Below are 20,560 nucleotides of genomic sequence, written 5' to 3'. Positions count from 1 at the left end.
GTCAGGCGGGAATGGCGGCGCGTGCCGTAAGCGGCACGCCTGCGGCGTCAAACAGGCGTTCGCTAGCGGGGTCCCAGGTGAGCCCTGCCCGGTCGCCAGGCGCGTGGCGGCGCGTGCCGCCGCCATCGGTGGGGTCATGCAGGATCAGCCGCGTTCCATCCGGCAGGGCGAGCAGGTACTCGACATGGGCGCCGACATAGGTGGCGTCCTCCACCACGACCGTCACGCGTGCGGCGGCATCGCCCGGCGCGCAGAGCCGTGCCCGCTCGGGCCGGATGGCAAGGGTGACGGGACCTGTGGCGGCGTAGTGCCCGGCGAGCCCGATTACGGTGCCATCCGGCAGGGAAAGGCGCGTGCCGCCGGAAAGCTCCCCGGCGACGAGGTTGCTGTGGCCGATGAAGCGGGCGACGAAGGGGTTCGCCGGGCGCTCGTACAACTCCTCCTGGGTACCGACCTGCTGCACGGCGCCCTTGTCCATGACGACCAGCCGGTCGGCCATCATCATGGCCTCGTCCTGGTCATGCGTGACCATCAGTGCGGTGAGGCCGGCGGCCCGTTGCAACTGCCGGATCTCGCGCGCCACCTGCTGGCGGAGATTCGCATCCAGGTTGGAAAGCGGCTCATCCAGCAGCAGGACCTTGGGGCGGATGGCCAGGGCACGGGCCAGAGCCACGCGCTGCTGCTGGCCACCGGAAAGCTGGCGCGGGTAGCGCTCCGCCATGGAGGAAAGCTCCACCATCTCCAGCGTGGCGGCCAGGCGCTGTTCGATCTCGGGCTTCGGCAGGCGGCGCATGCGCAGGCCGAAGGTGACGTTCTGCGCCACCGTCATGTGCGGGAACAGCGCGTAGCTCTGGAACACCATGCCCATTTCGCGCCGGTATGGCGGCAGATCGGCATAATCCTGGCCTTCCAGCAGGATGCGTCCCGCGGTCGCCTCCACGAAGCCCGCGATCAGGCGCAGCGTGGTCGTCTTGCCGCAGCCGGATGGGCCAAGCAGCACCACCATTTCGCCCTGGCGCACATCGAGGTTCACGTCCTGCACGGCGGCACTGGCGCCGAAGCGCTTCGTCAGGCCTTCGATGCGGAGATATGAGGCGCTCATCAGACGATGCGGCTCAGCTTGACGTAGCGGTCCAGCAGCAGGAGCAGCCCGGCAATGACCAGGGTTTGCACCATCACCACGGCCGCCACGAGCGGGTCGATGCGGTATTCGAGATATTGCAGGACGGAGATCGGCAGCGTCATCACCCCCGGGCTGATGAGGAAGAGCGTCATCTCGATGTTCTCGAAGGAGACGATGAAGGCAAAGAGGGCGGCGGCCACGATGCCCTGGCGCATCATCGGCAGCGTCACGCGCCACAGCACGGACCAGGGGCGGGCGCCGAGATTGGCGGCGGCCTCCTCCACCGAGCGGTCGAGCCCGATCAGGTTGGCGACGCAGAGGCGAACGACCCAGGGCGTGGTGATGAGCAGATGCGCAGCGGCGAGAACAAGGTCGGAGCCGATCAGCGGCGCCTCGGTCGCGATCTCCACCTCCACCACCAGTACATAGATGGACAGGCCGATGACCACGCCCGGCACGGTCAGTGGTGAGAGCAGCAGCACGTTCAGCACGCCGCGGCCGAGAAAGCTGTAGCGCACCAGGGCGAGGCTGGCGGGGATGCCGATGGCGAGACTGCCGATGGTGGCAAGGGCCGCGATGCGCAGGCTGGTGCCGAGGGATTCGCCGAAGCGCGGAAATTCCCCGATCCGCATGTACCAGGCGGTGCTGTAGCCGGACGGCGGGAAAACCACGACCGCGTCGCGGAAGAGGCTGATATAGGCCGTCATCACCAGCGGGACGGCCATCACCAGCACGCCCGCCGTGATCAGCACCCAGACGAACACGCCCGCCGCCGTCAGGCGCGATGCCTTGATCCTTGCCGGAGCCTGCGCCGGTGTGGCCGGCGCCATGGGGGCCGCGATACCTGCCAATCCGCCTCTCCGTCATACCCCGCCGGGGCCGGGAACGTCATGCAAACGGCAAGCCACCCGGGCTGTCAATTGGATATAATGTCCTTTATAGCTTTCACTGCTTCGAGGAGGAGCCTGGCCAATGCAAGGGATCGAGACACCGGTGCCGCCGGGCAACCACACCTTCTCCTGTATCGATGGCCATACATGCGGCAATCCGGTGCGGCTGGTCACCGGCGGCGGGCCCATGCTGCGCGGCGCCACGATGAGCGAGAAGCGGCAGGATTTCCTCACGCATCACGACTGGGTCCGCCGCTCCCTCATGTTCGAGCCGCGCGGGCACAGCGTGATGTCCGGCTCCATCCTTTATCCGCCGACGCGGGAGGATTGCGACATCGCCATCCTGTTCATCGAGGTCTCGGGCTGTCTGCCCATGTGCGGGCATGGCACCATCGGCACGGTGACCATGGCGATCGAGAACGGGCTTGCCCGGCCCGAGAAGGAAGGCGAGTTGCGGCTGGACGCCCCGGCGGGCCGTATCGTGGCGACCTATGAGCGGCGTGGCGAGCATGTGGACAGCGTGCGCATCCGCAACATCGCCTCCTTCCTCGCTCTGCCGGAGGTGGAGGTGCAGATGCCGGGGATGGGGCGGCTGCGCGTGGATATCGCCTATGGCGGCAATTTCTACGCGATCGTCGAGCCGCAGCCGGGCTTCGCCGGGCTGGAGGAGTTCTCCGCCGACGACGTGCTGCGCCACAGCCCCGAATTGCGCCGCCGGCTGAACGAGATCGTCGAGGTGGTGCACCCGGATGACGACACCATCCGCGGCGTCAGCCATGTGATGTGGACCGGCAAGGCGCGCGACGGCCGTGCCCATGCACGCAACGCGGTGTTCTACGGCGACCGCGCGGTGGATCGCTCTCCCTGTGGCACCGGCACCTCGGCGCGCATGGCGCAGCTGGCAGCGCGCGGGAAGCTCTCGGTGGGCGACGAATTCATCCATGAGAGCATCATCGGCACGCATTTCGACGGGCGGGTGGAAGGCAAGGCGGTGGTGGGGAACCACGCGGCCATCATCCCCAGCATCGCCGGCTGGGCGCGCACCCATGGCATCAACACGATCTTCGTGAACGAGCGCGACCCGTTGCGCGCCGGCTTCCTCGTCTGACCGGGCGCGGCATGGGGGACAAGCCGGTCGCGGTCATCGGGGCGGGGGTGGTGGGCGTTTCCTGCGCCCTGGCGCTGCTGCGTGCCGGCAAGCGCGTGCTGCTGCTCGATCCCACGCCGCCGGGCTCGCTCTGCTCCGCGGGCAATGCGGGGCATATCGCGATCGAGCAGGTGCGGCCCCTGGCGCGGCCTGACCTGCTGGCGGGGGTGCCGCGGATGCTGGCCGATCCGCAGGGGCCGCTGACCCTGCGCTGGCGTGGCCTTCCGCGCATGCTGCCCTGGCTGCTGCGCTTTGCCGCCGCCGCGCGCCCGGAACGGGTGACGGCCGGCACGGCGGCGCTGGCGGGGCTGCTGGCTACGGCGGTGGCAGATTGGCGCGCGGCGCTCAAGGGGCCGGAGCTCGCGGGCCTGTTGCGGTACGAGGGCTCGTTTTCCGTGGCGGAAACGCCGGCCGGGCTGCGAGCGGCCAGGCAGGAGGCCGTGATCATGGCCGCCCATGGCGTGCGGCTGAAAGCGCTCAGCGCGGCTGACTTGGCGGAACGGATTCCCGGCCTCGCCGTACCGGTGGCAGGTGGGCATTTTTTTCCCAACACGGCCCATGCGGTGGAACCGTACCGGCTGGTGCGCGAGATGGCCACGCGCTTCGCGGCCGACGGCGGCGCACTGATCCGCCAGGCCGCCACCGGCTTCCGGCGCGAGGGAGACCGCATCACGGTCCTCTGCACCGAACTTGGCGAGCATCCCGTAGAGGGCGTGGTGCTGGCGGCAGGGCTGGCCAGCGCCTCCTTGGCGCCCATGCTCGGGCTCCGCCTGCCGATCACGGCGGAACGCGGCTATCACGCCATGCTGCCGCCCAATGCGGCCGCCTTGCCCTGCCCCGTGTCCTTCGCCGAGCGCGGCTTCATCGCCACGCCCATGGAGCATGGAATCCGCTTGGCCGGCACGGTCGAGCTCGGCGCCGCATGGCGCGACCCCGACTGGTCGCGTGCCGATATCCTGGTCCGGCACGCTGCCAGCCTGTTCGGCAGGCCCGCCGAGGCCTCCTCGCGCTGGCAGGGTGACCGGCCGACGCTGCCCGATTACCTGCCGGCCCTCGGCCGCGCGCCCGGCATCGCCAATGCGGTGGTAGCGACGGGGCACCAGCATCTGGGGCTGACCCTGGCCGCCACCTCGGGGCGCATCGTCGGCGCGCTGCTGGCTAGCGGCGAGCCCGGAATCGACCTGCGGCCCTTCGACCCGGCCCGCTTCGGCCGCGTGCCAATCGGATGAGGAACTGATCGCCATGCCCGGCTTCACCACGCGCCCCGAATTGCGCGGCAGCTTCGGCGCCGTCGCCTCGACGCATTGGATCGCCTCCTCCGTGGGCATGGGCGTATTGGAGCGCGGAGGGAATGCCTTCGATGCCGCCGTGGCTTCGGCGTTTGCCTTGCAGGTGCTGGAGCCGCATCTGAACGGGCCCGGCGGCGACGCGCCGATCATCGCCTGTCCGGTGGGCGCGGAGGAGCCGGTCGTGATCTGCGGCCAGGGCCCCTCCCCCGCCGCCGCGACGATGGAGCGGATGCGCGGGCTGGGGTTGGACCTCATCCCCGGCTCGGGCCTTCTGCCGGCCTGCGTCCCGGGGGCCTTCGGCGCCTGGCTGACGCTGCTGCGGGACTGGGGCACGGTTCCGCTGCGGGAAGTGCTGGAGCCTGCGATCTTCTACGCGCGGGAGGGGCATCCGCTGGTGCCGCGCATCCCCGCTGCCATCGCCTCGGTGCGGGAGTTGTTCGAGACGCATTGGCCCAGCTCGGCGGAGATCTACCTGCCGGGCGGCGCTGTGCCCGAGGCGGGGCGGCTGTTCCGCAACCCGGCGCTCGCCGCCACCTATGAGCGCATCCTCGCGGATGCCGAGACGGTGGGCGGGCGCGAGGCGCAGATCGGGCGTGCGCTGGATTACTGGTATCGCGGGCCGGTGGCCGAGGCGGTGGACCGCTTCTACCGCGAGGAGGACATCTGGGACGTCTCCGGCCGCCATCACCGCGGGCTTCTGACCGGACAGGACATGGCGGAATGGCGCGTGCCGGTGGAGCGGCCGGTCTTCGCCGATTACGGGCGCTTCCGCGTGTTCAAGGGCGGCGCTTGGTGCCAGGGGCCATCGCTCCTGCAGGCGCTGGGCATCCTCTCGGGCTTCGACCTGGATAGGATGGACCCGCTCGGCCCGGACTTCGTGCATGTGACGGCGGAGGCGATCAAGCTGGCCTTTGCGGATCGCGATTGCTGGTACGGCGACAGTGCGCCGGTTCCGCTCGGCACGCTGCTCTCGCCGGAATACGCAGCGCAACGCCGCGCACTGATCGGCGATGCGGCCTCGCATGAGTTCCGCCCCGGCAGCCCGGATGGGCGCGAGCCGGTGCTGCCGCCGCTGCACCCCGCCGGCACGCGCAAGGAGCCCCGCATCGGCACGGGCGAGCCGACGGTGGCGCGCGAGGATGCGGGTGGCGGGCTGGATCGTGCAGGCGAGCCGGTGACGACGGCGGCGGGCACACATCGCGGTGACACCTGCCATGTCGATGTGGTGGACCGCTGGGGCAACATGGTCTCGGCAACGCCCTCTGGCGGGTGGCTGCAGTCGAGCCCGGTGGTGCCGCCGCTGGGCTTCAGCATCACGGTGCGCGGGCAAATGTTCTGGCTGAAGGAGGGGCTCGCCTCCTCCATGGCGCCGCGCGTGCGGCCTCGCACGACATTGACGCCGAGCTTCGCCTATCGCGACGGCAAGCCCTATCTCGCCTTCGGCACGCCGGGCGGCGACCAGCAGGAGCAATGGTCCCTGCTGCTCTTCCTGCACCATGCGCATCACGGCATGAACCTGCAGGAATCCATCGACGCGCCGGCCTTCCACACGGACCACGCGCCCGCCTCCTTCTGGCCGCGCGAGACGTCCTACGGCACGCTGACGCTGGAGAACCGCTTCCCCGCCGCCACGGTGGAGGAGCTGCGCCGGCGTGGGCACCGGGTGACGGTCGGGGATTCCTGGTCCGAAGGCCGCCTTTCCGCCTGCGCGCGGGAGGCGGATGGGAACGGGCATATCGTGAAGGCAGCCGCCAATCCGCGCGGCATGCAGGGCTACGCGGTCGCGCGCTGAACGGGGGATCGAGCATGACGTCCTATATCTTCACCAACGGCCAGTTCCTGGAACCCGGCGCTAAGGAACTGCGCGGCGGGATGGAGGTTCTGGTCGAGGGCGACCGGATCCGCGAGGTCTCGGACAAGCCGATCACCTCTGCCTCCGCCACGCGCATCAACCTGCGCGGCAAGACGATCATGCCGGGGTTGGTGGATGCGCATGTGCATGTCATCGCCGCGATGGTGAACCTGGCGGAGAATGCGGCGCAGCCTTCTTCGCTCGCCACACTGCGGGCGGCGAAGGTGATGCATGGGATGCTCATGCGCGGCTTCACCACCGTGCGGGACCTGGGCGGCGCGGAGCCCGGCATCGCGGTTGCGGTCGATGAGGGACTGATCGACGCGCCGCGCGTGATCTGCTGCGGCAAGGCGCTGGGGCAGACCGGTGGCCATTCGGACTTCCGCAGCCGCTCGGATGATCGGGAGGGCGTTTTCGCCAATCGTGTCGGCTCACTCGGGCGCATCTGCGACGGCGTGGATGCGGTGCGCCGCGCGGCGCGCGAGGAGATCAAGAGCGGCGCGAAGTTCATCAAGATCATGGCGAATGGCGGCGTCGCCTCGCCCAATGATCCGATCCACGCCCTCGGCTTCTCGCGCGACGAGATCAAGGCCGCGGTGGAGGAGGCGGAGAATGCGGGCACCTATGTCGCCGCCCATCTCTATACGGACCAGGCGATCCGCCGTGCCGTGGAATGCGGCGTCCATTCGCTGGAGCATTGCAACCTGATCCGCTCCGAAACCGCCGAGATGGCGGTGAAGGCTGGTGCCGTCGCGATCCCGACCCTCGTCGCCTATGAGGGGCTGGCGATGGAGGGCGCGGCGCTGGGCCTCGGGCCGGATTCGGTGGCGAAGATTGAGACGGTGCGGACGGCCGGGCTGGAATCGCTTGACATCATGCGCCGCGCAGGGCTGCCCATGGCCTTCGGCTCCGACCTGCTGGGCGGGCTGCACAAGTACCAATCCATGGAGTTCGAGATCCGCGCCCGCGTGCTGCCGGTGCATGAGATCCTGGAATCAGCCACCACCCTGGCCGCGAAGCTCTGCATGATGGAGGGCGAAATCGGCATCCTTGCCCCCGGCGCGCGGGCGGACCTGCTGGTGGTGGATGGCGACCCGCTGAAGGACCTTGCCTGTCTGCAGAACCAGGGGGCAGCGCTGCTCGCAATCATGCGCGACGGCCGCCTCGTGAAGAACCAACTGAACTAGTAGCGCATCTTGTACGCCTGGCATCCATTGGCTTGATGGGGCTAACGGGCAGGCATCCTTTCTCCTGCCGGACCCCTTCTCTGGCGGCATCGCTCAGTGCTGCCGGGGCGAGCTACCGGCCTGCCCCGCCACCCCAGAGGATCACCCCGGCGCCGATCAGGCACAGTGCCGTCCCGCTCAGGTCCCAGGCATCCGGTGCCCGCCCCTCCACCGCCCAGAGCCAGGCGAGGGAGGCGGCGACATAGACCCCGCCATAGGCCGCATAAGCCCGGCCGGCGGCCGAGGCCTCCACCAGCGTCAGCAGCCAAGCGAAAAGCGCGAGCGAGGCCATGCCCGGCAGCAGCGCCCAGGCGGACCAGCCCAGCCTTCGCCATCCCCAAAAAGCAAAGCAGCCGCCGATCTCGGCGAGCGCCGCCGCGCCATAGACGATCACGGATCCCATTCCGGCAACTTGCCATGGTGCCCCCCGAGACCCCAATTGCGGCGCCATGAAGCGATTTTGGGAAGAGGCTGCCGTCCAGCCCGTCGAAGCCGGTTGGGGCATCGCCCTCGACGGCCGTCCGCTGCGCCTGCCGGGCGGCACCACCCTGCATCTGCCGAGTCGGCCCCTCGCGGAGGCCGTGGCCGCCGAATGGCACGCGGCCGGTGGTGGCAAGGGGAACGAGATGTCCATGGTGGAGGTACCCCTCACCCGGCTGGTGGGCACCGCCGTGGACCGGATCGCCCCGGACCCGGCGCCGAGCGTTGCCGCCATCGCCGAATACGGCCAGAGCGACCTGCTCTGTTACCGCGCCGAGGACCGGCGGCTGGCCGCGCTCCAGGCTGAGAACTGGCAGCCGCTGCTCGATTGGGCGGCCCTGCACCACGACGCGCCGCTGCGGGTGACCACCGGCATCACCCATGTCGCCCAGTCGCCCGATTCGCTGCGGTCCCTGCATGCGGCGGTGGCGGCCCATTCGGCCTTCGGGCTTTCGGCGCTGGGCATCGCGGTGCCGGCGATGGGAAGCCTGGTGCTGGGCCTCGCCCTTTCGGCCGGGCGGCTGGATGCGGCCGAGGCCCATCGGCTGGCGATGCTGGACGAAACCTACCAAGAATCCTTCTGGGGTGCGGATGCCGAGGCGGTGGAGCGCCGGACCCGAATCGCCGCCGATATCGCCCTGGCAGCGCGGCTGCTGGAGCTGTCCCGTTGAAGGCCCGGCTGCTGCGGATCCAGGGCCGCGTCCAGGGCGTCGGCTACCGCGACTGGCTGGTGGCGGAAGCCACCGCCGCCGGGCTGAGCGGCTGGGTACGCAACCGCGCGGACGGTTCGGTGGAGGCGCTGCTGGCCGGGGAGGAAGCCGCGGTCGGCGCCGTGCTTTTGGCCGCCCGGCGCGGGCCGCCGGCTGCGCGGGTGGACCGGATCGAGGAACGCTTCGCCGAGCCGCCTGAGGAACCGGGCTTCCTGCGCCGCCCGACGCTTTAGCGCGCGCAGTCCAGCAATGGGCCAAGTTGGCCCATGCGGCGCTCGATCGTGGCGGCCCGCCGCAGCACGAAGTCCGAGGGGCGTGCCGCCGACCAGTTCAGCGGGCTGGGCAGCACCGCCGCCAGTCGCGCTGCCTCCCGCCGCGTGAGGCCGGAGGCCGGCTTGCCGAAGAAGGCGCGGGCGGCCGCTTCGGCGCCATAGGTGCCGGGGCCGAACTCCACGATATTGAGATAAACCTCCAGCACCCGGCGCTTGGGCCAGAGCAAGGCGACCTGCGGCGTCAGCCAGGCCTCGATGACCTTCCGCAGCGGGTCACGGCCCGGCCAGAGGAGGAGGTTCTTCGCGGTCTGCATGGTGATGGTGCTGGCGCCGCGCGGGCGCTCCCCCTCAAGCCAGGCCTCGGCCTCGCCGCGCAGGGCGCGAAAGTCGAAGCCAAGGGCCTGCGCGCAGAACAGGTTGTCCTCGGCGGCGATCACCGCATGGCCCAGGACGGGCGCGATGGAGTCGAGCGGAACCCAATCCTTCCGCAGCCCCTCCCCCTGGACGGCGCGGATCAGCATCAGCGGGGTCACCGGCGGGGGCAGGACGCGGAAGACGAGGATCAGCGCCAGCGGCCCCGCCAGCAGGGCGATGGCAATCCAGGCCAGCCAGCGGCGCCAGCGCGGCTTCCCGCTCAAAATGTCCTGCCCGAGAAGCGGTGCCGACCCATGCCCCTTGGTTGCCGCCGGGCCGGTCTGCGTCAAGCGCGGCACATCTCATCTTGCGCTGCAGCACGATCTACCCCATCTTCCGCCTGTGCCCAGCGATCCGTTTGGGCCACGCTCCGGCCGCGTGAGACGGCCGCCTCGCGCAATGATGCGCGCGGCCCTGACCGGGGCGTCAGACCTTCCGATACCCTGGGATGCGACCGGACACGCGGGGCGCCTCCTTCCGCCTCGGCAGCCCCGGATGGGCTGCCCCGATTGGATTCCATGACACAGTTCAACGAGCTCGGCCTCGCGGCGCCCCTTCTGCGCGCGCTGGAGGAAGAGGGCTACACCACCCCCACGCCGATCCAAGCCCAGGCCATTCCGGCCGCCCTTTCGGGCCGGGACGTGCTGGGCATCGCCCAGACCGGCACCGGCAAGACGGCCGCCTTCGCGCTGCCCCTGCTGCACCACCTGGCCGAGAACCCGCGCCGCATGCCGGCCGGCACCTGCCGCGTGCTCATCCTCTCCCCGACCCGCGAGCTCGCCTCGCAGATCCATGAGAGCGTGCGCGCCTATGGCCGCCACATCCGGCCGCGCACCGCCATTATCTTCGGCGGCGTGCCGGAGAACCCGCAGAAGCGGGCCATGTCCACGGGCGTCGATATCCTCATCGCCACCCCGGGCCGGCTGATGGACCTGATCAACCAGCGCGCCGTGCGGCTGGACGGGATCGAGTCCTTCGTCCTGGACGAGGCCGACCAGATGCTGGACCGCGGCTTCTGGCCGTCCATCCGCAAGCTGGCGGCGATGCTGCCGAAGCCGCGCCACACGATGTTCTTCTCGGCCACCATGCCGGACGACATCGCGAAGCTGGCCCGCGAGCTGCTGCCTGACCCCGTGCGGATCGAGGTGACCCCGGTCTCCACCACGGCGGAGCGCGTGAACCAGCGCGTGATCCACACCCGTGCCGACGGCAAGCGCGCCATCCTGGCCGATCTGCTGAAGGGCGAGGGCGTGGGCCGCGCTCTGGTGTTCTCCCGCACCAAGCATGGTGCGGACCGCATCGTGAAGCAGCTGGAGCAGGACGGCCTGGCCGCCGGCGCCATCCATGGCAACAAGAGCCAGGGCCAGCGCGAGCGGGCGCTGGATGCCTTCAAGCGCGGCAGCGCGCCGATCCTGGTGGCGACCGACATCGCTGCCCGCGGCATCGACGTGGATGGCGTGACGCATGTCATCCAGTACGACCTGCCGGAGGTGCCGGAGACCTATGTGCACCGAATCGGCCGCACGGCCCGTGCCGGCGCCTCGGGCGAGGCGGTGGCCCTGGTGGCCCCTGACGAGATCGCGCTGCTCCGCGCCGTGGAGAAGCTGACCCGCCAGCAGGTTCCGGCCGAGGGTGACATCCCGACCGGCCCGGTGCCCCGCGCGCCGAACCGCCAGCAGAATCGTGGTCCGCGCCGCGATGGCGGCGGCCAGCAGCGCGGTGGCCCGCAACGCGAGGGGCAGCGCCATGTCCAGGGCCGCCCTGGTGGCGGCCAGGGCCAGGGGCGTCCCGGCGGGCATGGCCAGCGCCGGCCTGAAACGGTTGGCGGCGAGCGCAAGGACCGCAGCTGGCGCGAAGGCGACTTCCGCGACAGCGGCCGCTGAAAACGGCCGGCGAAACGGTGAAGGGCGCCCCTCGGGGCGCCCTTTGCATTTGTGGGCCGGGAGCGTCGCTCCTTCGCCCTGGGCGCCTCGGCCCATTGCCGAAGGAGTGGCATTCCCGCCCGCGGCTGATTCCAGCCTTCGCGATCCGTGGGCCCGGGGTGCCCCTACCCGCCGAAAACCTCCGCCCAGGCCGCCATCAGAGCGGAATCCGCCTCCTCCATTGTCGCGGGGATCCCCAGCGCGTGCAGGCTGGTCACGCCATGGCCCGAGATGCCGCAGGGCACGATTCCGCCGAAATGCGACAGGTCCGGCTCCACGTTCAGCGCAATGCCGTGCCAGGTTACCCAGCGGGACACGCGGACACCGATGGCGCCGATCTTCGACTCGGTGCCATTCACCCGGTCCGCCACCCAGATGCCGACACGGCCCTCGCGGCGTTCGCCCCGGATGTTGAAGCGGTCCAGCGCCCGGATCACCCATTCCTCAAGCCCGTGGACAAAGGCGCGCACGTCACGGGCCGGGATGCTGCCATGCGCCCGGGTGAGGTCCAGCATCACATAGGCCGTGCGCTGCCCGGGCCCGTGATAGGTCCATTGCCCGCCGCGGCCTGCTGAATACGTAGGAAAGCGAGCATCCAGCAGCCCTTCGGGCCTGGAAGATGTGCCGGCGGTGTAGCTGGGCGGGTGCTCGACCAGCCAGACCGCCTCCCCCGCCGTGGCGGCCCGGATTCCGGCCACGCGGGCCTCCATGGCAGCCAGCGCATCGGGCACCGGGATGCGATCATCGGAAATCAGCCATTCAGGCGTGGCTTGCCCCGTTGCTGCCGCCGCACTCATCGGTTATACGCCGCCGCCTGCCTGCGGTCATGGCGGAATGGTAGACGCGCCAGCTTGAGGTGCTGGTGGGGGCAACCCCGTGGAAGTTCGAATCTTCTTGACCGCACCATCTTCTCTCTGGGTGCCCCTCGGGGCACCTCTCTCGGTTCCTGCCGGCGCGATGTAGCGCGCTCGGCGGCTGAGTCCCAGATCCGCCGGGGTCAGGGCAGCCCAGCAGTTTCAGCCCTGGATCAACTCCCCGGCTTCAGCCCAATGGTTCCGGCGCCTCGCGCTTCGGGTCCCGGGTCACCACGCCCGTGCCGTTGCAGGCCAGGCAGGGCTTTCCCATCAGCTCCCCTTTTCCCTGGCATTCCGGGCAGAGCACTTCCGCCGTACCCGGCGTGCCGGGCGGCGCCTTGTCCCCGGGCCGCGACTCGCCGCCCGGATCGTCCGCCAGATCGCCCGATGGTCCCGCCAACACCGCCTCCGTCGCTTCCTGTCATGCGGCGAACGCCGCGCGAAGGACCCGGTTCCCCGCTGGCGCCGCCGCGCCGGCAGGGCCATAACGGCGGCATGGACGAGGATTTCCGCAAGGCTGCTCTGGACTACCACCGGCTTCCGAGGCCGGGGAAGCTCAGCATCGAGCCGACCAAGCGCATGGCGACGCAGCGCGACCTGGGGCTGGCCTATTCCCCCGGCGTCGCCGCGGCCTGCATGGAGATCGCGGCCGATCCCCGCACCGCCTATGACTACACGGCGCGCGGCAACATGGTCGCGGTCATCACCAATGGCACGGCCGTGCTCGGCCTCGGCGCCATCGGGGCGCTCGCCTCCAAGCCGGTGATGGAGGGCAAGGCGGTCCTCTTCAAGAAGTTCGCCAATATCGACTCCATCGACATCGAGGTGGAGGAGCGCGACCCGGAGAAGTTCGTCGAGGCGGTGGCGGTGCTGGAGCCGAGCTTTGGCGCCATCAATCTCGAGGACATCAAGGCGCCGGAATGCTTCGAGATCGAGCGTGCCCTGCGCGCCCGCATGAAGATCCCGGTCTTCCATGACGACCAGCACGGCACGGCGATCATCGTGGCGGCCGCCGTGCGCAACGGGCTGCTGCTGCAGGGCAAGCCGATCAGCCAGGCGAAGATCGTCACCTCCGGCGCGGGCGCCGCGGCGTTGGCCTGCCTCGACCTGCTGGTCGCGATGGGCGCGCAGCGCGAGAACATCACCGTCTGCGACATCGAGGGCGTGGTCTTTGAGGGGCGGGAGGTCCTGATGGACCCGTACAAGTCCCGCTACGCCCGCGCGACCAACGCCCGCACGCTGGAGCAGGCGCTGCCGGATGCGGATGTGTTCCTGGGACTTTCCGCGCCGCGCGTGCTGAAGGCGGAATGGCTGCCCTCCATGGCGCCGAGCCCGTTGATCCTGGCGCTGGCGAATCCGGAGCCGGAGATCCTGCCCGAGGCGGTGCGCGCCGCGCGCCCGGATGCGATCGTGGCGACCGGGCGCTCGGACTATCCGAACCAGGTCAACAACGTCCTTTGCTTCCCCTTCATCTTCCGCGGCGCGCTGGATGCCGGCGCGACCACGATCAACGAGGAGATGAAGGTCGCCGCGGTGGAGGCCATCGCGCGGCTGGCGCGGGCCGAGGCCAGCGAGGTGGTGGTCGCGGCCTATGGCGGCCATGCGCCGATCTTCGGGGCCGAGTACATCATCCCCAAGCCCTTCGATCCGCGGCTGATTCTGGAGATCGCGCCCGCCGTCGCGCGCGCCGCGATGGACTCCGGCGTGGCCTCGCGCCCGATCGAGGATTTCGATGCCTACCGGCGCGAGCTGGAGCGCTTCGTCTTCCGCTCGGGCGACCTGATGCGCCCGGTCTTCGCCGCTGCCCGCGGGGCCGGACGCCGCATCGCCTATTCCGAGGGCGAGGACGAGCGGACACTGCGCGCGGTGCAGACCGTGCTGGACGAGGGCATCGCCGAGCCGGTGCTCATCGGCCGCCGCGAGGCGATCGCGGAAAAGGTGCGCAGCATGGGCCTGCGCATGGACCTCGAGGGCAGCGTCACGGTGCTGGATCCGACGGAGGATACCGAGCTCTTTGCGCCGCTTCTCTCCCTCTACCAGGGCAAGGTCGGGCGCCGCGGCATCCCGCCCGACGCCGCCGCCCGTGCGCTGCGCACGCGCCCGACCGTGGCCGCCACGCTGCTGCTCGAGACGGGCCGGGTGGATGCCGCCATCGTCGGGGGCACGGGCGAATGGATGACGCATTGGCACCAGGCCTTCGACATCGTGGGCAAGCGCCCCGACGCCGGACGTGTCTATGCGATGACGGGCGTGATCCTGCCGGCGGGCACGCTGTTCTTCGTCGACACCCACCTGCTGGTGGACCCGACGGTGGAGCAGGTGGCGGAGATGACCTGCCTGGCGGCTGAGCAGGTGCGCGCCTTCGGCGTCACGCCGCGCGTGGCCCTGCTGTCCCATTCCTCATTCGGGGCGTCGGATGCCCCTTCGGCGCGCAAAATGCGGCGTGCGCTGTCGCTGATCCGCGAAAGCGATCCGTCGCTGGAGGTGGATGGCGAGATGCATGGCGATGCCGCGCTGGAGCCCGCCATCCGCGACCGCGCGGTGCATGACGGCAAGCTGACCGGCTCAGCCAACCTGCTGGTCTTCCCGAATCTCGATTCGGCCAATATCGCCTATAACCTGCTGAAGGCGGCCGCCGACGGGCTGCAGCTGGGCCCGATGCTGCTCGGCATGAACAAGCCGGTCCATGTCATGGTGCCCTCCACCACCGCCCGAGGCATCGTGAATCTCTCCGCCATCGCCGCCTCCCAGCCGAGCTGAGCCGGCTTCAGCGCGGCGGCCTGGCCGTGGCGGTGATGTTCAGCTCCCGCACGGTCCGATCCGCCGGCATCCCGGCCATGGCGGCGAAGCCGAGCACCGGCACAGGCGCGGGTGGGCGCATGGCGATCTCGATGGTCCCCAGTTCCCGCGCGAAGGAGGCCAGCGCCTCGCGAATCTGCCGTATGGCCGGCGGTTCGTTGCCCAGCTTCACGCCAGGAACGGGGGTGCGGAGCACCATTTGGGCGTAGCGGTCACGCAGCTGCCGTTCCGGCACCCGTTCCTGCACCGCCTGCCGCGCCAGCAGCGCCCGCAGCAAGCCCTCATCCGTGTAGCGGATGGTGAAGCCCGCGACCGACCATTTGCCCACCAGGGCGAATGGATCGTCCTTGGCGACGGCGGGTTGTCCGGGCGGGGGCACCTCGACGCCGCGCATGTCCATGGCGAAACCGAGCGTGCCCATGCCCGCAGCCTCAATGGTGAAGGGATCGGCGACGAGCCGGCCGCCCTCCGTCGTCATCCGCGTCCCGATGTCCATCCGGGCGAGGATGCGTTTGAAGCCCATGCCGTCGAGCCAGTTGCCGCCGTAATCAGCCGGCAGGTCCACCGCCAGCCCATCCATCGAGACGCTTCCGAGCTGCGTGCCCGGCGTGGAGAGATCCCAGCTGTTGCGGGCGCGGATGCTGCCGATGCGGAGCAGCGGCGCGCCTTCCATCGTGATGGAGAGGCCTTCCAGCGTCCCATCCTGGTCCTGGCCCGGGCTTGCCAGCGGCGGGTTGATGTCATTGGCATAGGCATAGGCCATGTCGCGCCCCGCAACGCCGGAAAGGGCGAGGCGGCCGAGCTCGACAGCGAAGCCGCCGGTCTTCGGCGTGGCGCCCGTCACCCCCGCGCCTTCGAGGGCAAGGCTGGTGAGCCGCCCCTCTCCCCAGCCATCGACCTGCAGGCGGCCGAGGCGGATGGTCGCGTCCTGCCGCTCGACCGACAGCTCCAGCCCTTCCAGCAGCGCGGCGTCGGCGGCCAGTGCCCAGGGATCGAAGCGCTGGCCCGGGCGCGGCAGGACGGCCCCGGCCAAGCGGGCGCGGCCGAGCTGGATGCGCGTCTCGCCATCGCTGCGGTCGTTGAAGCGCAGGCCTTCCAGCACGGCCTCCCGCACCGCGCCGGGCGCATAGCCCGCGAGCGTCACGCGCCCGATCTCCGCCTCGCCACGTCCCGTCACCTCCGCGCGGAAGCCTTCGGCCACCGCCTGCTCCACGGAGGCGGCGGACCAGTCCACGGCGCTGCCCTGGCCGGGCGGCAGGAGCAGCGCGTTCAGCGTGACCTGCCCGGCGGTCAGCACCGTAGGGCCGGGCTTGCCCGGGCCGGGCGTTCCCTCCATCCGAAGGCCGGCGAAGCGGGCGCGGCCGATGCGGCCCTCCCGCAGCTCCGCCAGCTCAGCCTCCTCGATCGTCAGGCGGTCCGCACCGCGGCGGATGGTCACGCCTTCCAGCCTGGCAGCGCCGGTCACCGGATCGATTCGGCGGCTGCGCCATTCCACCGTGCCCTCCGGCCCCAGGCCGGCGCGCAGCCGGGCGATGGCCACGTCGAACTGCCGCTCCGCCGCCGCCTGGGCATAGGCGCCGAGTGCCACCGGAAGGGCGATGCAGCTGGCGAGAAGGAGGTGGCGGCGTCGCATGGTTCGGCGTCCCTGGTTTCGGCGGAGGCTAGGGCAGGCGCCGGGGCCGCGCCACTTCATCCGGCGCCATGCGTTCCCGCAGAAGCGAGGACACCCCATAATCCATCCATGGCACAGCCGCCGGTTCCCGCCCCGCCCCGCAACGCCGTCGCCGCCTTCCTGCAGAAGGCCGCTTCGGTGCCGGCGCTGCGCGTGGCGCCCTCCCCCGCCCGGCTGATCTTCGCCGTGGATGCGACGGCGAGCCGGCAGCCGACCTGGGACCGCGCCTGCCATGTGCAGGCGGAGATGTTCGCCGCCACGCCCGGGCGGCTGGCGGTGAGCCTCGCCTTCTACCGCGGCCATGGGGAGTTCATGGCCACGCCCTTCGTCACCGATGCTTCCGCACTGGCTGCGCGCATGAGCGGCGTGGAGTGCCGGGGCGGGCATACGCAGATCCTGCGCCTGCTGCGCCATACCGAGGCGGAGGCGGCGCGGGAGAGGCTGCACGCCCTCGTCTTCGTCGGGGATGCGGTGGAGGAGGAGCGGGACCCGATCTGGCGTGCCGCCGCCCGGCTCGGCGCGCGCGGCGTGCCGGCCTTCGTGTTCCAGGAGGGAGACGACCCGGGTGCGTCCGAAGTGCTGCGCGGGATCGCCCGCCATTCGGGCGGCGCCTGGGCGCCCTTCGACCATCGCAGCCCCCGCGCGCTGGCGGACCTGCTGCGGGGCGCCGCCGCCTATGCCACCGGCGGGCGCGAGGCCCTGGCGCGGCTGCCGGGCGCGGCCGCGCTGCTGGCGCAGCTTCAGGGGCCGGGGCGATGATCTGGCTCGCCGCGGGGGCGGTGCTGCTGGCGCTGATGGTGGGCGGGCTGCGCGCCTTCGGCTCGGCCGGCGTCGCGCAGGTGAAATGGGCGCTGGCGGTGATCGCGGCGGCCCTCGGGATCGTCCTGCTCGCCGTACTGCTGCTCTCGGGCCGGGCCGGGCAGCTTTTCTGGGTCCTGGCGCTGTTCGGGCCACTGGTCTGGCGCTGGTGGAAGGCGCGGCAGCCGCCCGGCACCTTCGGCGGCGCGCCGGCCGACATGGTGGAGACGGCGATGCTCTCCATGCGACTCGATCCCGGCACCGGCACGCTGTCGGGCCGGGTGCTGCGGGGGCGCTGGGCCGGGCGGGACCTGTCGGAACTCGGGCCCGACGAGCTGCGGGCCCTGCTCGCGGAGGCAGCGGCCGATGATCCGGAGAGCGTTCCGCTGGTCGAGGCCTGGCTGGACCGCATGCATGCCGGATGGCGGAACATGGGCTCCGCCAGGGCATCGGCCTCGCCGGACCGGGCGGAAGCGCTGTCGATCCTGGGGCTGGCGGAGGGGGCGAGCGAGGCGGAGGTCCGCGCTGCCCATGCGCGGCTGATGCGGACGGCCCATCCGGATGCGGGCGGGTCCGACTGGCTCGCCGCGCGGCTGAATGCGGCGCGGGACGTGCTGCTCGGCTAGGCTCCGGCGCCGCCCTACGTCCCGCCGGCCTGGCCCGGCTGGGCGGTGGGAACGCCGCCACGAGCGGAATGCTGCAGGGAACGCCGAGGGATATTGACGCCAAATTGAGCCGGTAATGGGCCTTTTGGCCCCGCGCGCCGGCATTCCCAACCCTGGCTCGGCATGGCACATCTTGCAGCCACCAAACCCCATGGGGAATACCCGCCCGTGCCGAAGCCGTTGAAGAAGGCCGTCCTGCCCGTCGCCGGGCTCGGGACACGCTTCCTGCCCGCCACAAAGGCGCTGGCCAAGGAAATGCTGCCTATCGTGGACAAGCCTCTCATCCAGTATGCGGTGGAGGAAGCGCGCGACGCCGGCATCGAACAGTTCTGCTTCATCACCGGCCGCGGCAAGACCGCCATCGTCGAGCATTTCGACGTTGCCTATGAATTGGAGCGCACGCTGCGCGAGCGCGGCAAGGATGCCATCCTGGCGGAGATGCATGCCGGCGCGGTGGAGCCGGGCAGCATCACCACCGTGCGCCAGCAGGTGCCGATGGGGCTGGGCCACGCCATCTGGTGCGCCCGCACCTTCATCGGCGACGACCCCTTCGCCATCCTGCTGCCGGACGACCTGATGCAATGCGAGGTGTCCTGCACGAAGCAACTCGCGGACGCCTATATGGAGACAGGCGGCAACGTCGTCGCCATCGAGGAAGTGCCGATGGAGCGCGTCAACAAATATGGCGTGCTCGACGTGCTGGAGGACAAGGGCAGGCTGGTCTCCGTGAAGGGGCTGGTCGAGAAGCCGCCGATCGAGGAGGCGCCCTCCAACCTCACCATCATCGGGCGCTACGTGCTGATGCCGGAGGTGGTCCACTACCTGGCCGCCATGGAGAAGGGCGCAGGCGGCGAGGTGCAGCTGACTGACGGCATGGCGAAGCTGATCGGCCAGCAGCCCTTCCATGGCCTGCGCTACGAGGGGCGGCGTTTCGATTGCGGCGACAAGGCCGGCTTCCTGGAGGCGCAGATCGCCTTCGCACTGAAACGGCCCGACTTGGCTCAGGCGGTGCGGGCCTTCCTTCCGAAATACATGGGCTGAAGCCAGGCTTCAGTCATGATGCCTCCAGGTCGGGCCTTGCGCCCGGCAGGAGGCGCATTGTGTCTCGCCCCGCGGGGGCGTTTGAGGAGTTACCATGCGCGTCGCGATAATTGGGGCGGGCTATGTGGGTCTCGTCTCCGGGGCCTGCTTTGCAGAATTTGGCGTGGATGTTCGCGTGGTGGACACGGAGGTCTCCAAGGTCGAGGCGCTCCGGGAAGGGCGCATTCCGATCTACGAGCCGGGGCTGGACAAGCTGGTCGCCGACAATGTGCGGGACGGGCGCCTGTCCTTCACCACGGACCTTGCCGAGGCGATGGAGGGGGCGGATGCCGTCTTCCTGGCCGTCGGCACGCCCTCGCGCCGCGGCGACGGCCATGCGGACCTGTCCTATGTCTTTGCCGCCGCCGAGCAGGTGGCGCGGGCGGCCAAGAAGCCGCTGGTGCTGGTGACCAAGTCCACCGTGCCGGTGGGCACGGGGCGCAAGATCAAGACGCTGCTGCAGGAGACGCGGCCGGATATCGAGATTGACGTCGCCTCCAACCCTGAGTTCCTGCGCGAGGGGAATGCGATCGGCGACTTCATGCGGCCCGACCGCGTCGTGATCGGTGCTGAATCCGAGCGCGCCTTTGAGACGCTGCGCCGCCTGTACCGCCCGCTCTACCTCATCGAGACGCCGATCGTGCAGACCGGGCTCGAGACGGCCGAGCTGATCAAGTACTCGGCCAATGCCTTCCTCGCCGTGAAGATCACCTTCATCAACCAGATGGCCGATCTTTGCGAAAAGGCAGGCGCCGACGTGCATGACGTGGCGCGCGGCATGGGGCTGGACGGGCGCATCGGGCGCAAGTTCCTCCATGCCGGGCCGGGCTATGGCGGCTCCTGCTTCCCGAAGGACACGCTGGCTCTGGCGCGCACCGCGCAGGAGCTGGGCGCACCCGCGACCATCGTGGAGCAGACCATCGTCGCCAACGAGGCGCGCAAGGAGGCCATGGCCGACCGTGTGATCACGGCGCTGGGCGGCTCGGTTGCCGGCCGGACGATCGCGGTGCTCGGGCTCACCTTCAAGCCTGAGACGGATGACATGCGTGACGCGCCCTCCCTTGTGGTGGTGCCGAAGCTGGCAGCGGCCGGGGCCACCATTCGCGCCTACGACCCCCAGCCCTCCCATGCGCGGCAGTTGATGCCGGCCGCGACGCACTTCGCCGGCTCCGCCATGGATGCCGTGGAGGAGGCGGATGCGGTGGTCCTGCTGACAGAGTGGAACGAGTTCCGCGCGCTGTCGCCTGATCGCCTCAAGGCCGCCATGAAGGGCGACATCATCCTGGACCTCAGGAATGCCTGGGATCCCGCCGCCTTCCGCGAAGCTGGCTTCCAGTACCAGTCCATCGGACGACCGTGAGAGGCAA

Annotated in this window: 19 protein-coding genes and 1 tRNA gene; 13 read left to right on the top strand and 7 right to left on the bottom strand. The window is 70.3% G+C overall.

Annotated features, from left to right (window positions below; genetic code table 11):
- Nucleotide 1 precedes the first annotated feature (1 nt).
- Nucleotides 2-1,102 carry an ABC transporter ATP-binding protein gene (locus tag GSE44_RS05070; RefSeq protein ID WP_159347704.1) on the bottom strand — a complete coding sequence of 367 codons (1,101 nt, stop codon included), beginning with the start codon at nt 1,100-1,102 and terminating at the stop codon, nt 2-4.
- On the bottom strand, nt 1,102-1,974 hold the full coding sequence (locus GSE44_RS05065; protein ID WP_235924565.1) for an ABC transporter permease: 873 nt from the start codon (nt 1,972-1,974) through the stop codon (nt 1,102-1,104). The genes GSE44_RS05070 and GSE44_RS05065 overlap by 1 nt, the downstream gene beginning before the upstream one ends.
- Nucleotides 1,975-2,095: 121 nt before the next feature.
- Between GSE44_RS05065 and GSE44_RS05060 the strand changes: the two genes are divergently transcribed.
- Genes GSE44_RS05060 through GSE44_RS05045 form a run of 4 tightly spaced genes read left to right on the top strand, consistent with a single transcriptional unit; the run spans nt 2,096 to nt 7,488 of the window.
- Nucleotides 2,096-3,121, top strand: coding sequence for a 4-hydroxyproline epimerase (locus tag GSE44_RS05060; RefSeq protein ID WP_159347703.1), 1,026 nt, complete (start codon nt 2,096-2,098; stop codon nt 3,119-3,121).
- Between the two features lie 11 nt (nt 3,122-3,132).
- Nucleotides 3,133-4,389, top strand: coding sequence for an NAD(P)/FAD-dependent oxidoreductase (locus tag GSE44_RS05055; protein WP_159347702.1), 1,257 nt, complete (start codon nt 3,133-3,135; stop codon nt 4,387-4,389).
- A gap of 13 nt (nt 4,390-4,402) precedes the next feature.
- Nucleotides 4,403-6,241 carry a gamma-glutamyltransferase family protein gene (locus tag GSE44_RS05050; RefSeq protein WP_159347701.1) on the top strand — a complete coding sequence of 613 codons (1,839 nt, stop codon included), beginning with the start codon at nt 4,403-4,405 and terminating at the stop codon, nt 6,239-6,241.
- A gap of 14 nt (nt 6,242-6,255) precedes the next feature.
- Nucleotides 6,256-7,488: a metal-dependent hydrolase family protein gene (locus tag GSE44_RS05045; protein ID WP_159347700.1), complete on the top strand. Its 1,233-nt coding sequence runs from the start codon at nt 6,256-6,258 to the stop codon at nt 7,486-7,488.
- 112 nt (nt 7,489-7,600) lie between these two features.
- On the opposite strand, the gene GSE44_RS05040 is transcribed toward GSE44_RS05045, so the two are convergent.
- A complete protein-coding gene (locus GSE44_RS05040) occupies nt 7,601-7,930 on the bottom strand; it encodes a YnfA family protein (protein ID WP_159347699.1) in 330 nt (109 codons plus the stop codon).
- Nucleotides 7,931-7,976: 46 nt separating this feature from the next.
- Here GSE44_RS05040 and GSE44_RS05035 point away from each other — a divergent pair, with 46 nt between their 5' ends.
- Together GSE44_RS05035 and GSE44_RS05030 are read left to right on the top strand one after the other, a co-directional pair.
- Nucleotides 7,977-8,678 carry an ATP12 family chaperone protein gene (locus tag GSE44_RS05035; RefSeq protein ID WP_159347698.1) on the top strand — a complete coding sequence of 234 codons (702 nt, stop codon included), beginning with the start codon at nt 7,977-7,979 and terminating at the stop codon, nt 8,676-8,678.
- The gene (locus GSE44_RS05030; protein ID WP_159347697.1) at nt 8,675-8,950 is read left to right on the top strand and encodes an acylphosphatase; all 276 of its coding nucleotides are present in this window, start codon (nt 8,675-8,677) and stop codon (nt 8,948-8,950) included. Before GSE44_RS05035 ends, GSE44_RS05030 begins: the two co-directional genes overlap by 4 nt.
- On the opposite strand, the gene mtgA is transcribed toward GSE44_RS05030, so the two are convergent.
- Complete coding sequence (gene mtgA, locus GSE44_RS05025; protein ID WP_235924564.1) at nt 8,947-9,627, bottom strand: monofunctional biosynthetic peptidoglycan transglycosylase; 681 nt, start codon at nt 9,625-9,627, stop codon at nt 8,947-8,949. The two genes, GSE44_RS05030 and mtgA, sit on opposite strands and share 4 nt — an antisense overlap.
- Before the next feature lie 294 nt (nt 9,628-9,921).
- Between mtgA and GSE44_RS05020 the strand changes: the two genes are divergently transcribed.
- Nucleotides 9,922-11,286 (top strand): DEAD/DEAH box helicase, encoded by a 1,365-nt coding sequence (locus tag GSE44_RS05020; protein WP_201305934.1) that lies wholly within the window; start codon nt 9,922-9,924, stop codon nt 11,284-11,286.
- Between the two features lie 164 nt (nt 11,287-11,450).
- Here the strand turns inward: GSE44_RS05020 and lipB are convergent, their stop codons facing one another.
- Entirely contained in the window at nt 11,451-12,122 is a 672-nt protein-coding gene (gene lipB, locus GSE44_RS05015; protein WP_159347696.1) for a lipoyl(octanoyl) transferase LipB, read from the bottom strand.
- Nucleotides 12,123-12,145: 23 nt separating this feature from the next.
- Here lipB and GSE44_RS05010 point away from each other — a divergent pair.
- Nucleotides 12,146-12,231, top strand: a tRNA-Leu gene (locus tag GSE44_RS05010).
- Nucleotides 12,232-12,366: 135 nt separating this feature from the next.
- Here the strand turns inward: GSE44_RS05010 and GSE44_RS05005 are convergent.
- Nucleotides 12,367-12,579 (bottom strand): hypothetical protein, encoded by a 213-nt coding sequence (locus GSE44_RS05005; RefSeq protein ID WP_201305941.1) that lies wholly within the window; start codon nt 12,577-12,579, stop codon nt 12,367-12,369.
- Between the two features lie 95 nt (nt 12,580-12,674).
- Here GSE44_RS05005 and GSE44_RS05000 point away from each other — a divergent pair, with 95 nt between their 5' ends.
- Nucleotides 12,675-14,939, top strand: coding sequence for an NADP-dependent malic enzyme (locus tag GSE44_RS05000; RefSeq protein WP_159347695.1), 2,265 nt, complete (start codon nt 12,675-12,677; stop codon nt 14,937-14,939).
- Between the two features lie 7 nt (nt 14,940-14,946).
- On the opposite strand, the gene GSE44_RS04995 is transcribed toward GSE44_RS05000, so the two are convergent.
- The gene (locus tag GSE44_RS04995; RefSeq protein ID WP_159347694.1) at nt 14,947-16,611 is read right to left on the bottom strand and encodes a hypothetical protein; all 1,665 of its coding nucleotides are present in this window, start codon (nt 16,609-16,611) and stop codon (nt 14,947-14,949) included.
- A 108-nt stretch (nt 16,612-16,719) separates the two neighbouring features.
- Between GSE44_RS04995 and GSE44_RS04990 the strand changes: the two genes are divergently transcribed.
- The 4 genes from GSE44_RS04990 to GSE44_RS04975 all read left to right on the top strand — a co-directional run bounded on the left by GSE44_RS04990 (nt 16,720) and on the right by GSE44_RS04975 (nt 20,553).
- Nucleotides 16,720-17,409, top strand: coding sequence for a vWA domain-containing protein (locus GSE44_RS04990; RefSeq protein WP_159347693.1), 690 nt, complete (start codon nt 16,720-16,722; stop codon nt 17,407-17,409).
- Entirely contained in the window at nt 17,406-18,074 is a 669-nt protein-coding gene (locus tag GSE44_RS04985; RefSeq protein ID WP_159347692.1) for a J domain-containing protein, read from the top strand. Before GSE44_RS04990 ends, GSE44_RS04985 begins: the two co-directional genes overlap by 4 nt.
- Nucleotides 18,075-18,281: 207 nt before the next feature.
- Nucleotides 18,282-19,154 carry a UTP--glucose-1-phosphate uridylyltransferase GalU gene (gene galU / locus GSE44_RS04980; protein ID WP_159347691.1) on the top strand — a complete coding sequence of 291 codons (873 nt, stop codon included), beginning with the start codon at nt 18,282-18,284 and terminating at the stop codon, nt 19,152-19,154.
- A gap of 94 nt (nt 19,155-19,248) precedes the next feature.
- The gene (locus GSE44_RS04975) at nt 19,249-20,553 is read left to right on the top strand and encodes a UDP-glucose dehydrogenase family protein (protein ID WP_159347690.1); all 1,305 of its coding nucleotides are present in this window, start codon (nt 19,249-19,251) and stop codon (nt 20,551-20,553) included.
- Nucleotides 20,554-20,560 lie beyond the last annotated feature (7 nt).

The sequence above is a fragment of the Muricoccus harenae genome, assembly GCF_009848505.1.
In the GTDB taxonomy this organism is placed as follows: Bacteria; Pseudomonadota; Alphaproteobacteria; order Acetobacterales; family Acetobacteraceae; genus Roseomonas; species Roseomonas harenae.
The sequence above is the reverse complement of the archived record's forward strand: the minus strand, read 5'-3'. Positions and strand labels throughout refer to the sequence as shown.